This is a genomic window from Vibrio hibernica, assembly GCF_015223435.1.
In the GTDB taxonomy this organism is placed as follows: Bacteria; Pseudomonadota; Gammaproteobacteria; order Enterobacterales; family Vibrionaceae; genus Vibrio; species Vibrio hibernica.
In genome coordinates this window covers 1-13,867 of record NZ_VHKO01000056.1, presented here as the reverse complement: position 1 = coordinate 13,867, position 13,867 = coordinate 1, and the positions used below count along the sequence as shown (strand labels likewise).

General features: G+C 41.4%; 11 protein-coding genes. 3 read left to right on the top strand and 8 right to left on the bottom strand.

What is annotated here, in order from left to right:
- Positions 1 to 28: 28 nt before the first annotated feature.
- Together FH976_RS13690 and FH976_RS13685 are read right to left on the bottom strand one after the other, a co-directional pair.
- Positions 29 to 799 (bottom strand): ABC transporter permease, encoded by a 771-nt coding sequence (locus FH976_RS13690; protein WP_194091396.1) that lies wholly within the window; start codon positions 797 to 799, stop codon positions 29 to 31.
- Positions 799 to 1,755, bottom strand: coding sequence for an ABC transporter ATP-binding protein (locus FH976_RS13685; RefSeq protein WP_194091395.1), 957 nt, complete (start codon positions 1,753 to 1,755; stop codon positions 799 to 801). The genes FH976_RS13690 and FH976_RS13685 overlap by 1 nt, the downstream gene beginning before the upstream one ends.
- Before the next feature lie 97 nt (positions 1,756 to 1,852).
- Between FH976_RS13685 and can the strand changes: the two genes are divergently transcribed.
- A complete protein-coding gene (gene can, locus FH976_RS13680; protein WP_194091394.1) occupies positions 1,853 to 2,524 on the top strand; it encodes a carbonate dehydratase in 672 nt (223 codons plus the stop codon).
- Positions 2,525 to 2,718: 194 nt separating this feature from the next.
- Here the strand turns inward: can and hpt are convergent, their stop codons facing one another.
- Entirely contained in the window at positions 2,719 to 3,249 is a 531-nt protein-coding gene (hpt, locus tag FH976_RS13675) for a hypoxanthine phosphoribosyltransferase (protein ID WP_194091393.1), read from the bottom strand.
- 240 nt (positions 3,250 to 3,489) lie between these two features.
- On the opposite strand from hpt, the gene FH976_RS13670 reads away from it, so the two are divergent.
- Positions 3,490 to 4,104, top strand: coding sequence for a TetR/AcrR family transcriptional regulator (locus tag FH976_RS13670; protein ID WP_194091392.1), 615 nt, complete (start codon positions 3,490 to 3,492; stop codon positions 4,102 to 4,104).
- A 131-nt stretch (positions 4,105 to 4,235) separates the two neighbouring features.
- On the opposite strand, the gene lpdA is transcribed toward FH976_RS13670, so the two are convergent.
- From lpdA to ampD, 5 genes are all read right to left on the bottom strand, one after another.
- A complete protein-coding gene (gene lpdA / locus FH976_RS13665) occupies positions 4,236 to 5,663 on the bottom strand; it encodes a dihydrolipoyl dehydrogenase (protein WP_194091391.1) in 1,428 nt (475 codons plus the stop codon).
- Between the two features lie 292 nt (positions 5,664 to 5,955).
- Positions 5,956 to 7,839 (bottom strand): pyruvate dehydrogenase complex dihydrolipoyllysine-residue acetyltransferase, encoded by a 1,884-nt coding sequence (aceF, locus tag FH976_RS13660; protein ID WP_194091390.1) that lies wholly within the window; start codon positions 7,837 to 7,839, stop codon positions 5,956 to 5,958.
- Positions 7,840 to 7,899: 60 nt separating this feature from the next.
- On the bottom strand, positions 7,900 to 10,566 hold the full coding sequence (gene aceE, locus FH976_RS13655; RefSeq protein WP_194091389.1) for a pyruvate dehydrogenase (acetyl-transferring), homodimeric type: 2,667 nt from the start codon (positions 10,564 to 10,566) through the stop codon (positions 7,900 to 7,902).
- A gap of 52 nt (positions 10,567 to 10,618) precedes the next feature.
- A complete protein-coding gene (gene pdhR / locus FH976_RS13650; RefSeq protein ID WP_194091388.1) occupies positions 10,619 to 11,386 on the bottom strand; it encodes a pyruvate dehydrogenase complex transcriptional repressor PdhR in 768 nt (255 codons plus the stop codon).
- Between the two features lie 410 nt (positions 11,387 to 11,796).
- Complete coding sequence (ampD, locus tag FH976_RS13645) at positions 11,797 to 12,345, bottom strand: 1,6-anhydro-N-acetylmuramyl-L-alanine amidase AmpD (RefSeq protein WP_194091387.1); 549 nt, start codon at positions 12,343 to 12,345, stop codon at positions 11,797 to 11,799.
- Positions 12,346 to 12,659: 314 nt separating this feature from the next.
- Here ampD and nadC point away from each other — a divergent pair, with 314 nt between their 5' ends.
- Positions 12,660 to 13,580 (top strand): carboxylating nicotinate-nucleotide diphosphorylase, encoded by a 921-nt coding sequence (gene nadC, locus FH976_RS13640; protein ID WP_194091386.1) that lies wholly within the window; start codon positions 12,660 to 12,662, stop codon positions 13,578 to 13,580.
- Positions 13,581 to 13,867 lie beyond the last annotated feature (287 nt).

Genomic DNA, 13,867 nt, shown 5'->3' with positions numbered 1-13,867 from the left:
AACACTGAAGATCATAAATTTAAAAAAGCTAGCTTCTAAGCCCAACCCCTCTTGAAATCAAGCTATAGGCAAGTGCGTACATCACGGCAATAAATACGAACAATACACTAAAAGATGTCACAATTCCTACATCCGACACGCCTAAAAATCCGTAACGGAAGGCATTAACCATATACACGATCGGGTTGATTTTAGACACACCTTGCCAAAACTCAGGTAATAAATTAATTGAGTAAAATACACCGCCCAAGTAGGTTAATGGCGTTAACACAAAGGTTGGAATAATTGAAATATCATCAAACGTCGTAGCAAATACCGCATTAATTAGCCCTCCAAGTGAGAATACAATCGAGGTTAAAAATACAATCGAAATAATGATAAACCAGTGATGAATATGAAGATCAACAAAGAACATCGATACACATGTGACTAAAACACCGACCATCAACCCACGAACAACCCCCCCCATCACATGGCCAAGAATGATGATGTGATGCGGCACTGGAGCAACCAGTAATTCTTCAATATTTTTTTGAAATTTAGCACTAAAAAATGAAGATGCCACATTCGAATACGAGTTGGTAATGACGGACATCATAATAAGGCCAGGGACAATATATTCCATATAGCTAAAGCCGTTCATTTGTCCAATGCGTGAACCAATCAAATTACCAAAGATAATAAAATACAGTGTCATCGTAATGGCTGGTGGTACGATCGTTTGCACCCAAATTCGCATAAAACGACGAATTTCTTTACTGACTAAACTTTTAAAAGCCGTCCAATATAACTCTGCCATTACTTTGAATCTCCTTGCACTGGTTCACTTTTATTGTCGCTACCCTTTTTTCCATTACGAACAATAGTGACAAATAGTTCTTCTAAACGATTCGCTTTATTACGCATAGAAAGCACTTCTATTCCTTGCGCCGTTAACTGTTCAAACACTTTACTTAAGCCTTGGGTTTTATCTATTTCCACCTCCAAACTCGTGGGATCAAAATGAGTAATTCTCGCTTGCTCCAGTTTTGGTGGCTGCTCGGTTTCAACGATATCTAAGATAAAAGTTTCGACAGTCAGCTTATTTAATAACGCTTTCATCGAGGTATCTTCAATCACTTCACCGCTATTAATAATGCCGATATTACGACACAGCATTTCAGCTTCTTCCAAGTAATGAGTCGTCAGTATAATCGTAACGCCTTCTTGATTAATTTGTTTTAAGAACTCCCACATAGAGCGGCGTAACTCAATATCCACACCAGCGGTCGGCTCATCAAGAATCAACAGTTGAGGTTCATGCATTAGCGCACGCGCAATCATTAAACGGCGTTTCATACCTCCGGATAAGTTACGAGCACGTTCATCACGTTTTTCCCACAAATCGAGTTGAGTTAAGTACTTTTCAGCCCGTACTTTAGCAAGCTCAACAGAAACACCATAGTAACCCGCTTGCTGCATCACGATTTGCTGAACGGTTTCAAAAGGGTTGAAGTTAAATTCTTGCGGTACTAAGCCTAGCTGTAATTTAGCTTTAACCAGAGCAGTATCGATATCATGACCAAACACTTTTACTTGGCCTGATGTCTTGTTCACCAGTGAGCTAATCACGCCAATGGTCGTCGATTTACCGGCACCATTAGGTCCAAGCAAGGCATAAAAGTCACCCTTCTTAACATTAAGTGAGACCCCTTTTAAGGCCTCCACTCCACCCGCATAGATCTTACGCAAGTCTTTTATTTCTAATGCATACATAATTTATCTTTTATTCATTTGGTAACAAAAGTTCACAAATCGGATTTGATCTTTGACGATTTTGTGTATAGTAAAGCAGGTTAACGAGGAATGTAACATGCCAGATATAAAACAATTATTTAAAAACAACTCAACATGGGCAGAAAAAATCAAGTCTGAACGTCCCGAGTTTTTTAACACATTAGAACAATCTCAACATCCAGAATATCTATGGATAGGCTGTTCCGATAGCCGAGTTCCAGCAGAGCGTCTCACCGGTCTGCATTCCGGAGAGTTATTCGTCCACCGCAACGTCGCCAACCAAGTTATACATACTGATTTAAATTGCCTGTCTGTTGTGCAATATGCAGTTGACGTTTTAAAGGTCAAGCACATCATTATATGTGGTCATTATGGATGTGGTGGCGTTCAAGCTGCCATTGATAATCCTAATCTTGGGCTAATCAATAATTGGCTACTCCACATTCGAGATTTATATTTAAAACACCGTAATTGGCTTGGTCAATTCCCTAAAGAACAATGGTCTGATAAATTATGCGAAATTAATGTCGCAGAGCAAACCTATAACCTAGGTAATTCAACCATTATTCAACAAGCTTGGAAACGTGGTCAAAAAGTGCAAATCCATGGCTGGTGCTACGGTATAGGTGATGGCGTACTGAAAGATTTAGGTGTTCGCTGCCATAGTAGCGAAAGCTTAGAGATCTCTCATCAAGCTTCAATTGCTAAGATTTTAAATGAGGATAATCTCGATAAAATCATTAGGTAGTCTACGTAAAATAAAAATCTGCAAGTATGACTGATAAAAAAAGAGCGATATTGATAATCGCTCTTTTTTTATTATTTAAGCCCAGTAATCATACTCAATCATTAGCAGCCATTCCAATGATCATCAGTCATATTGAGTATCACAAGTAAGAATACCCTACCTAGCATTACTGTCGTTTCAATTAAAAAGAAAACCTACTCTTGTGGTACTACTTTACCAATGTAAGGCAAGTAACGGTAATTTTGTGCGTAATCAATTCCGACACCAACCACAAACTCATCGGGAATTTCAAAACCAATCCATTTTGCATCAACTTCGACTTCTCGACGAGAGGGCTTATCAAGCAATGTACAAATCTGAATAGAATTTGGTTCACGAATTCTTAGAATCTCGCATACTTTACTTAAAGTGTTACCAGTATCGATAATATCTTCAACGAGTAAAATATCCATTCCCTTAATGTCATCATCTAAGTCTTTAAGAATACGGACATCGCGCGTACTCGTCATGCTATTGCCGTAACTTGATGCCGTCATAAAATCGATCTTATGATTCATACCAATAGCTCGTGATAAATCAGCCATAAAGACAAATGAACCACGTAATAAACCAATCACAACCAGATTTTCAGATCCTTGATAATGCTCAGCAATAGATTTACCTAAAGCTTTTGTTCGATCTTGCACATCCTGTTCAGAGATCATTACTTCAACTGTATGTTTCATATCTTTCTCAATAGTTAGATTTTATCGTTATTAATAATAACTGAAATAATGCCAGTAAAATTAACAAAGGCCACATTCTACCATTGCTAGGCGTATTCGTTAACTTTTTCACCAAACACAGCCCAGTCTGTATGAATTTTATTCAGATTGACTCTCAAATAGACAGCGGTACACTCATTCACATAACAACTATAACAATCAATTAATATTTCACCTGTTTATTTTAGCTAGGATTAAGATATGGAATTACTGACCAGACGCTCAAGGACGAGGCTGTCCCCTGAAAAAAGAAAACTACAACTATTAGAAATTGCTATCGAAGTATTTGCCAAGCGAGGCATAGGACGAGGAGGTCATGCTGATATCGCCGACGTCGCCCAAGTGTCTGTTGCTACTGTGTTTAATTACTTTCCCACTCGTGAAGATTTAGTTGATGAAGTTCTAACTAATGTAGAGCAGCAGTTTTCTTATTTCGTCAAAGAAAATATCGATACCACACTGCCTGTAAAAAAAAATCTTTCGAATCTTTCTAACAACTTGGTTGATCTCGTTCTAAAAGATACTCAGTGGATTAAGATTTGGTTTGAATGGAGCACATCAACACGTGAAGAAGTTTGGCCATTATTTGTTTCCACCCACAGCGAACACCAAAAATACTTCCGTGAGATATTCAGTAACGCCATAAAAAATGGTGAACTTTGTGGTGATCATAGCCCAAGTAATATCGCTAAATTATTCCACGGTATTTGCTACTCCGTCTTTGTACAAGCTAACCGCCGACCAGATAAAGAATATTTAACCAAGCTCGTCAGCAGTTTCTTAGATATGTTGTGTATTTATAAAGATAAAGATTAGATTTCGTTCTTCATTTCCGAGATAACATCAATTTTAACTCTTAACAAAAAAAGCCGCATGATCGCGAAGATCATACGGCCTTTTTTATGCTTATTCGTCACTCAAACTTTCAAGTGACGAATTCCGCTTTATTATTTTTTACGCTTTGCTGCCTTCGCATTTGGAAGGTCTGTAATAGTCCCTTCAAATATTTCAGCGGCCATACCAACAGACTCGTGCAACGTTGGGTGAGCGTGAATTGTCAATGCAAGATCTTCTGCATCACAACCCATTTCAATCGCAAGGCCAATCTCACCTAGCAATTCACCACCGTTAGTACCCACGATAGCACCACCGATAACACGATGAGTGTCTTTATCGAAGATAAGCTTAGTCATGCCTTCAGCGCAATCAGAAGCGATTGCACGACCTGATGCAGCCCAAGGGAAAGTAGCGGTTTCGTAGTTAATGCCTTCCGCTTTCGCTTCTTTCTCAGTTTTACCAACCCACGCAACTTCTGGTTCGGTATAAGCTATCGAAGGAATAACTTTAGGATCGAAGTAATGCTTCTTACCCGAAATAACTTCTGCTGCCACGTGGCCTTCATGCACACCTTTGTGAGCCAACATTGGTTGACCAACGATGTCACCGATAGCATGAATATGAGAAACGTTAGTACGCATTTGCTTATCAACGTTGATAAAACCACGTTCATCTACTTCGATGCCCGCTTTTTCTGCGTCCATTAGCTTGCCATTAGGAACACGGCCGATAGCAACAAGAACCGCATCGTAACGTTCAGCTTCTGCTGGCGCTTTTTTGCCTTCCATTGAAACGTAGATACCATCTTCTTTCGCTTCAACAGCCGTTACTTTGGTTTCAAGCATTAAGTTGAATTTATCTTTGATTTGCTTAGTGAACACTTTCACTACGTCTTTATCAGCCGCAGGGATCACTTGGTCAAACATTTCAACTACATCAATTTGTGAACCTAGAGAGTGGTATACCGTCGCCATTTCAAGGCCGATAATGCCGCCGCCCATAACAAGCAGTTTCTTAGGTACTTCTTTCAATTCTAGTGCGTCAGTTGAATCCCAAATACGTGGGTCTTCATGCGGAATGAAAGGCAGTTTAATCGGGCGAGAACCCGCTGCAATAATCGCGTTCTCAAAAGTGACAGTTGTTGTTTCTTCACCAACAACTTCAAGTGTATTGGCACCAGTAAATTTACCGAAACCATTTACCACTGTTACTTTACGCAGTTTTGCCATACCAGCTAAACCGCCAGTAAGTTGAGTAATAACTTTATCTTTCCAAGAACGAACCTTGTCGATATCAGTTTGAGGCTCGCCAAATACAACGCCGTGCGCTGCCATTGCTTTTGCTTCTTCGATGACTTTAGATACGTGTAATAATGCTTTTGATGGGATACAACCCACATTTAGACAAACACCACCAAGTGAACTGTAACGCTCAACAATAACAGTTTCTAAACCTAAATCTGCACAGCGGAATGCTGCTGAGTATCCAGCAGGACCTGCACCAAGTACCACAACCTGGGCTTTAATTTCTTTACTCATTTTGACCTCGTTATAGTCATTATCCCTGACAAGCTGACGATTCTCACTTTAATAATTCAGAATAATAAATATTCTAATGACAACAAGTGAGTGTGAATTACCGAATTCAGAATTAACAATAGTTTATCGAGTTGTTAGCGGTCTGAAAAGTCATTCACGTTAGCCTGTGAGCTAGACAACATTCTTTATCTTTTTGAGTCTTATCGCACTTTTTTCCATACTGGTTTTCGATGCAATAAGCCGAAATGTATAAAAAATAAGGTGGCTGCTTGGCCACCCTATTTTCATTCAATTACAACACTAAACGACGGATGTCAGACAGACAGTTGTTTAGGTAAGTAATAAAGCGCGCACCTTCTGCACCATCGATCACGCGGTGATCGTAAGAAAGAGAAAGTGGAAGCTGCAGGCGTGGTTCAAACTCTTTACCATTCCATACAGGCTTAATTTCAGATTTAGATACCCCAAGGATACCTACTTCTGGTGCATTCACGATTGGAGTAAACGCAGTACCGCCGATACCACCAAGGCTAGAAATAGTGAAACAACCACCTTGCATATCAGAAGACGTTAACTTACCTGAACGTGCTTTCTTAGAAATCACAGCCAGTTCTTCTGATAATTCGTAAATGCCTTTTTTGTTTACATCTTTGAATACAGGAACTACTAGGCCGTTTGGCGTATCAACCGCAATACCAACGTTCACATATTTCTTCAAGATGATGCTTTCGCCGTCATCAGAAAGAGAAGAGTTAAACGATGGGAAGGCTTCTAATGCTTTCGCAACCGCTTTCATGATGAACACAAGAGGTGTGATTTTCATGCCAGTATCGCGTTTTGCTTCAATTGCATTTTGTTCTTTACGGAACGCTTCTAATGCAGTGATATCAGCATTGTCCCACTGTGTAACGTGCGGGATCATTACCCAGTTACGATGCAGGTTAGCACCTGAAATTTTCTTGATCTTAGAAAGTTTCTGTACTTCAGTTTCACCAAACTTGCTGAAATCCACTTTTGGCCAAGGAAGTAGACCAAGAGCTGCGCCATCGCCTTTACCCGATGCCGCAGCACCAGACTCAATACGTTTCAGCGCTTCTTTCACAAAGTTTTGTACATCTTCTTTCAGGATACGGCTCTTACGACCAGAACCTTTTACTTTAGCAAGATTAACACCAAACTCACGAGCAAGACGACGAACGACAGGAGATGCGTGCGCATATTCGTTGTTGTCTTGGAAATCACCCGTTGAAGCAGGTGCTTGAGCCGCGGCTTTTGGTGCTGATTGTGCAGGAGCTGCTGCTTGAGCTGGAGCCGATGCTTGTGGTGCAGGTGCTGCGCCAGCGACTTCGAATACCATAATAAGAGAGCCAGTTGACACTTTATCGCCAGCCACAATCTTAATTTCTTTTACTACGCCAGCAAATGGTGCAGGAACTTCCATTGATGCTTTGTCGCCTTCAACAGTAATAAGAGATTGCTCTTCTTCTACTGTATCGCCAACCGCAACCATGATTTCAGTCACTTCAACTTCATCACCGCCGATATCTGGCACGTTCACTTCTTTAGAAGCAGACGCAGCAGGTGCTGCTGCTTGAGCGGGAGCAGCTTGCTCAGCGGCCGGTGCTGCTGGAGCAGAACCAGAGCCAGCGACTTCAAAAATCATGACTAATGAACCCGTTGAAACGGTATCACCAACGTTGATTTTAATTTCTTTTAGAACACCCGAGAAAGGTGCTGGTACTTCCATTGAAGCTTTATCCCCTTCAACAGTAAGAAGAGATTGTTCTTCTTCAATGCTATCACCAATCGCAACCATGATTTCAGTGACTTCAACTTCATCACCACCGATATCAGGAACATGAACTTCTTTTAGTTCTGCTGCAGCTGGAGCGGCGGCTGGAGCAGACTCAGCTTTATGTGCTTCTGCTGCTGGAGCCGCTGCGCCTTCTGCTTCAAAGATCATAATGAATGAACCAGTAGACACTGAATCACCCACGTTAATTTTGATTTCTTTTACGATACCCGCTTGAGGAGCCGGTACTTCCATTGAAGCTTTATCGCCTTCAACGGTAATAAGAGACTGTTCTTCTTCAACCTTGTCGCCAACGCTAACAAGAATCTCTGTTACTTCAACCTCATCGGTACCAATGTCAGGTACATTAATTTCGATTGTCATTATTCTTTCCTATTAAAAGATTGATTGCAGCGATCATTTAGATCACTGCAATCAATTGGATTATGCGTATAGCGGGTTGATTTTATCTGCGTCGATGTTGAATTTAGCAATTGCTTCAACAATCACTGATTTTTCAATATCGCCACGTTTTGCAAGTTCAGTCAGAGCTGCAACCACAACATAAGCCGCATTCACTTCAAAGTGAGTACGTAAGTTGTCGCGGCTATCTGAACGACCAAAGCCATCAGTACCAAGTACTTTATAAGACTCAGATGGCATGTAAGCACGAACTTGTTCTGCGTAATTTTTCATGTAATCCGTTGCAGCGATTGCTGGCTCAGAGCCAAGAACTGTTGAGATGTAAGACACTTTTTCTTCTGCTTCTGGGTGAAGCATGTTGAAGCGCTCAGCATCTTGACCATCACGAGTCAATTCATTGAAAGAAGTCACAGAGAACACATCAGAAGCCACACCGTAGTCATCGCTTAGGATTTTTGCAGCTTTACGGACTTCGTTCATGATAGTACCAGAACTCATCAATTGAACTTTACCCTTCGCACCTTCGTAAGATTCTAACTTGTAGATACCTTTACGAATGCCTTCTTCCGCACCTTCTGGCATGGCTGGCATGTGGTAGTTTTCGTTCATCACTGTTAAGTAATAGTACACATTCTCTTGCTCAGGACCATACATGCGATGGATACCATCTTGCATAATAACGGCTAACTCGTAAGCAAACGTTGGATCGTAAGAAACACAGTTAGGAACCAGGTTAGCTTGAATGTGACTATGACCATCTTCGTGCTGTAGACCTTCACCATTTAGCGTTGTACGACCAGCAGTAGCACCTAATAGGAAGCCACGAGCTTGTTGGTCACCTGCCATCCACGCCATATCGCCAACACGTTGGAAGCCGAACATAGAGTAGTAAATGTAAAATGGGATCATTGGAAGATCGTTGGTGCTATATGAAGTCGCCGCAGCAACCCATGAAGACATAGCACCTAACTCATTGATACCTTCTTGTAGAACTTGACCTGATGTGTCTTCTTTATAGTAAGACACTAAGCTGCGATCTTCTGGCGTATATTCTTGACCTTGGTGGTTATAAATACCGATTTGACGGAATAAACCTTCCATACCAAAAGTACGTGCTTCATCAGCAACGATAGGAACAATGTTCTTACCAATATTCTTATCTTTAATCAGAATATTCAACATACGAACAAATGCCATCGTAGTTGAAATTTCACGTTTTTGTTCTGTTAATAAAGAATCAAAATCAGCCAATTCAGGCACTTTGAATTCTTGAGTAAACTTAGGTAAACGTACAGGTGTATAACCATGTAACGCATCACGACGAGCATGTAAGTAAGTGTGCTCAGCAGAACCTTCTTCAAGAGTTAGATAAGGAAGCTCTTTTACTTTCTCATCAGACAAGATGTCTTGCAGACCTAAACGATCACGTAAATAAAGAACATGTGTCATGTCCATTTTCTTCACGCCGTGTGCAATGTTCTTACCTTCAGCTGCTTCGCCCATGCCGTAACCTTTAACAGTTTTAGCCAGAATAACCGTTGGCTTACCATTGGTTTCTTGAGCAGATTTGAATGCAGAGAATAGTTTAGATGAATCATGACCACCACGCTTAAGCGCGAAGATTTCGTCATCCGTCATGTCAGCAACAAGCGCCGCTGTCTCAGGGTATTTACCAAAGAAGTGTTCACGAACGTAAGCACCATCTTTTGATTTAAAGGTTTGGTAATCGCCATCGACGGTTTCGTTCATCAATTGCAGTAATTTACCTGTGGTATCTTTCGCAAGTAGAGCATCCCAATTGCTACCCCAGATAACTTTAATAACGTTCCAACCTGCGCCTTTGAACAGACCTTCAAGTTCTTGAATAACGCTACCATTACCCATAACTGGGCCATCAAGGCGTTGTAAGTTACAGTTGATAAGGAAACATAAGTTATCCAGATTTTCACGAGAAGCGAAAGAAATACCACCGCGTGATTCTGGCTCATCCATTTCACCATCACCAAGGAACGCGTAAACACGTTGGTTGGTCGTATCTTTAAGGCCACGACCATTCAAGTACTTCAAGAAGCGAGCTTGATAGATAGCAGACATTGGACCTAAGCCCATTGATACCGTTGGGAACTGCCAGAATTCAGGCAATAATTTTGGATGCGGGTAAGAAGGCAAGCCGTTACCGGTTGATTCTTGACGGAAGTTGTTTAGTTGTTCTTCAGTCAAACGACCTTCAACAAATGCACGCGCATAAATCCCTGGAGAGATATGGCCTTGGTAATAAACTAAATCACCACCATCCGTTGCATTTGGAGCACGGAAGAAATGGTTAAAACAAACTTCGTAGAAAGAAGCCGCAGATTGGTAAGACGCCATGTGGCCGCCAAGATCCAAATCTTTTTTCGATGCACGCAATACGATCATGATGGCATTCCAGCGAATGATCGAACGAATACGACGCTCAATGGTGATATCACCAGGGTAAGCCGCTTCTTGCGTTGGCGGAATGGTGTTTATGTAGTTTGTGTTAATGCCGGTTGGCATATCAACACCACCTAAACGTGCTTTATCAAGAACTTGCTCTAATAAGTATTGAGCGCGTTCCACACCTTCTTCACGTACCACTGATTCAAGGGCTTCTAGCCAATCTTGAGTTTCCAGTGCATCAACGTCATTATTCATGACTTCAGACATGGCGATCTATCCTTCTGTTGGTTTATGAGACAAGCTAACTAATTAACCGGCCTTAAGATTCATTGGCTTGTTGAATTCGGCGTAACGAACGCTCGCGTCGACTCTCTTCTCGAGTCAAATCCAACAAAGTCTCTTCAATGTAAGCCAAGTGTGCATGCGAGGCTTTACGAGCTTTTTCTGGCTCGCGGTCAAGGATCGCTTGAACAATATTGGCACGGTGATCACTCACCTTCTCTACCACTTCATCACGACGATGAAGTAATTCTAAATTCTGTAAAACATTTTGTTCTAACAAAGGAGCAAGGCTACGAATAATATGGAGTAATACCACGTTATGAGCCGCTTCAGAGATGGCAATAAGCACCTTCATGACCGCGCTAGATTCTTGTTTAATATCTTTATTTTCAATGGCTATTTCGACATTACGCTGACATTCAGAGATATGTTTGAAGTCTTCTTCGGTTCCACGCAGCGCTGCAAAATAAGCTGAAATCCCTTCCATTGCATGGCGAGATTCTAATAAGTCGAGTTGTGTTTCTGGATGTGTCGATAACAATTCTAGCAGCGGTTCAGAAAAAGACGTCCATAAAGCACCACTTACAAAAGTTCCGCCACCCTGTTTACGTGTCAGTAAACGTTTTGCTTCTAAGCGCTGAATCGCTTCACGAATTGAAGGACGAGACACATCAAACTGTTTGGCTAGTTCACGCTCTGGTGGCAATTGTTGCCCCGGTGCAAGTGTACCTTCGACAATCAGCCTTTCTAATTCCTGTTCAATCACATCAGAAAGTTTTGGCTGACGAATTCGTTGATAAGCCATAATGCAATCTTGTCCCACTAAGTTGGATGTAAATTGGTAATACCAATTACCAAGAGTACGAAATTTTACAGAATCCTAACGCCGCTGTCTAGTCAAAACTTGATTCAAATCATAGAACGGACTTGGTGTTAACTACGAATTAACAATTTAACTTTAAAACACTAATAACATTGGTAATACCATTTAATAAAAGCCAAACACAAAACACCTCTTTATGAGTATTTTAGATTTTGTGTTTATATTTTTTATAGGATGCGTGATCAAAATCGACCTCTTATAAGCAAAAAATCGATTAGAAATAAGTAAATAGAGAAGAAAGGTAACGCCGTTTTATTACCATTATTTAACCCATTTAAAAAGATAAATGAGCCTTAACACTCAGAAAACGCTTTCAATATTGAAGACAAACATCACACTGCTAGCATCGTCCGAAAACGTCGCCAATCAAATCCTAACCCAGGATCGGTTTTACGTAATGGCGCAATATATTGGTGCCCAGTAATTCGAGGTAAAGTGATATCAGGATAGGATCTCATGATCGCATTAGTCACGCTGACTAATGCTTGATATTGCGCCTCGCTGTAAGCATCAAAATCAGTTCCTTCAAGCTCTATGCCTATCGAATAATCATTACAACGCTCCACACCAGCAAAGCTTGATTTTCCTGCATGCCAAGCCCGAGCATTAAACGGCACAAATTGGATCACTTCTCCATCGCGACGAATAAAACAATGCGCCGATACGCCCATATTGTGGATCACCTTAAAAAATGGATGCTCATCAGGACTGAGCTTGCCCGTGAAAAATTGCTCAACATACGGACCGCCATACTCACCTGGAGGTAAACTAATATTGTGTACCACCAGCAATGAAATCGGAGAGTGATCTGGACGCTCATCAAAAAATGGCGATGGGATCTGTTTTATGCCTTTTAGCCAATGATCGGAAATGATAAGCATGATGAATCCTTATGTAATGAGTCAATTAATTCTGTCTCAAAGTAAAATGAAGTCAATAAATTTGCTGCACTGCATCATGATTCATCTTTTTATTTATCGGATTTACCTAACGCTACACCCAAAGTAATTGGAGTTGCAGTGAGGCGACAAGTGAGCGAAGACCCATAAGCTTAGTTTGCCTAAGTGATTGGGGTGAGTAAGCGCTGTCAACAAAGCTGCAGCTTCAAGTAAGACGGGTATAGAACCAAAGGGCAAAATTGAAGTATCATAATAGCCTCTCATTCTACTCCCTTTTTCAATAGGATCTCGTCAGCATGAAAAGCACTCACGATTCACAATCTCGCCTTGAATATCTAAAACAACAACTGCCGGAGCAAATCACTCGAATGGTAAGTGATGCATTAAAAGAAGATCTTGGCGGCACGCTTGATCCTAATGCTGATATTACCGCCAGCTTGATCCCAGCCGATGCCACCAATACCGCCACCATCATTACTCGTGAAAACGGCGTTTTTTGTGGTCAATCCTGGGCTGATGAAGTATTCAAACAATTAGGTGGTGAAGTTCAAATCAAATGGCATGTGGCCGATGGCGATGTAGTTGAACCAAACCAAACTTTATGCACCTTAACTGGCCCTTCACGCGCGCTATTAACCGGTGAGCGTAATGCCATGAACTTTATTCAAACGCTATCTGGTTGCGCCACATTAACCGCTCAATATGTAAAAGAATTACAAGGCACCGATTGCCGCTTACTTGATACGCGTAAAACCATTCCAGGCCTGCGCAGCGCTCTCAAATATGCAGTGACTTGTGGTGGCGGTTTTAATCATCGTATTGGTGTTTTTGATGCTTATCTCATTAAAGAAAATCACATCATCGCTTGTGGCGGCATTGAAAAAGCCATCGCAACCGCAAAAGATCTCAACCCCGGCAAACCAGTTGAAGTCGAAACTGAATCGCTGCAAGAATTAGAGCGCGCGATCCGCGCAGGGGCCGATATTGTGATGCTGGATAATTTCACCAAAGCCATGATGATTGAAGCAGTAGAGCTCAATAAAAAAATAGGCCAAGAACAAGGTTTAGAATCGGGTCCCGCCGCGTTAGAGAACTCAGGTAATATTACGATTGAAACCTTAAACGAATACGCCAGCACCGGAGTCGACTACATTTCAGTGGGCGCATTAACTAAGCACCTAAAAGCGATGGACTTATCAATGAGAGTGGTTGGCTAGGCTCATAACCCTAACACGTCATTTCGTACATGAGCCTAAGCGAAGAAGATACGGAATCCCTACAGTACATTGAGTCTCAAATCATTGTAGGAGATCCTGAACGGCGCTCCTACGTCGCTTTCAGCGATGACGGAATAATAAAGCGATGGATTTATCAATGAGAGTAATAGGCTAGGCTCATAACCCTAACACGTCATTTCGTACATGAGCCTAAGCGAAGAAGATACGGAATCCCTACAGTACATTGAGTCTCAAATCGTTGTAGGAGATCCTGAACGGCGCTCCTA

Coding starts and splice junctions, on each gene's coding strand:
- hpt (WP_194091393.1), bottom strand. CDS start 3,249: ATGAAACATACAGTTGAAGTAATGATCTCTGAACAGGATGTGCAAGAT.
- aceE (WP_194091389.1), bottom strand. CDS start 10,566: ATGTCTGAAGTCATGAATAATGACGTTGATGCACTGGAAACTCAAGAT.
- nadC (WP_194091386.1), top strand. CDS start 12,660: ATGAAAAGCACTCACGATTCACAATCTCGCCTTGAATATCTAAAACAA.
- can (WP_194091394.1), top strand. CDS start 1,853: ATGCCAGATATAAAACAATTATTTAAAAACAACTCAACATGGGCAGAA.
- ampD (WP_194091387.1), bottom strand. CDS start 12,345: ATGCTTATCATTTCCGATCATTGGCTAAAAGGCATAAAACAGATCCCA.
- lpdA (WP_194091391.1), bottom strand. CDS start 5,663: ATGAGTAAAGAAATTAAAGCCCAGGTTGTGGTACTTGGTGCAGGTCCT.
- FH976_RS13690 (WP_194091396.1), bottom strand. CDS start 799: ATGGCAGAGTTATATTGGACGGCTTTTAAAAGTTTAGTCAGTAAAGAA.
- FH976_RS13670 (WP_194091392.1), top strand. CDS start 3,490: ATGGAATTACTGACCAGACGCTCAAGGACGAGGCTGTCCCCTGAAAAA.
- FH976_RS13685 (WP_194091395.1), bottom strand. CDS start 1,755: ATGTATGCATTAGAAATAAAAGACTTGCGTAAGATCTATGCGGGTGGA.
- aceF (WP_194091390.1), bottom strand. CDS start 7,839: ATGACAATCGAAATTAATGTACCTGACATTGGTACCGATGAGGTTGAA.
- pdhR (WP_194091388.1), bottom strand. CDS start 11,386: ATGGCTTATCAACGAATTCGTCAGCCAAAACTTTCTGATGTGATTGAA.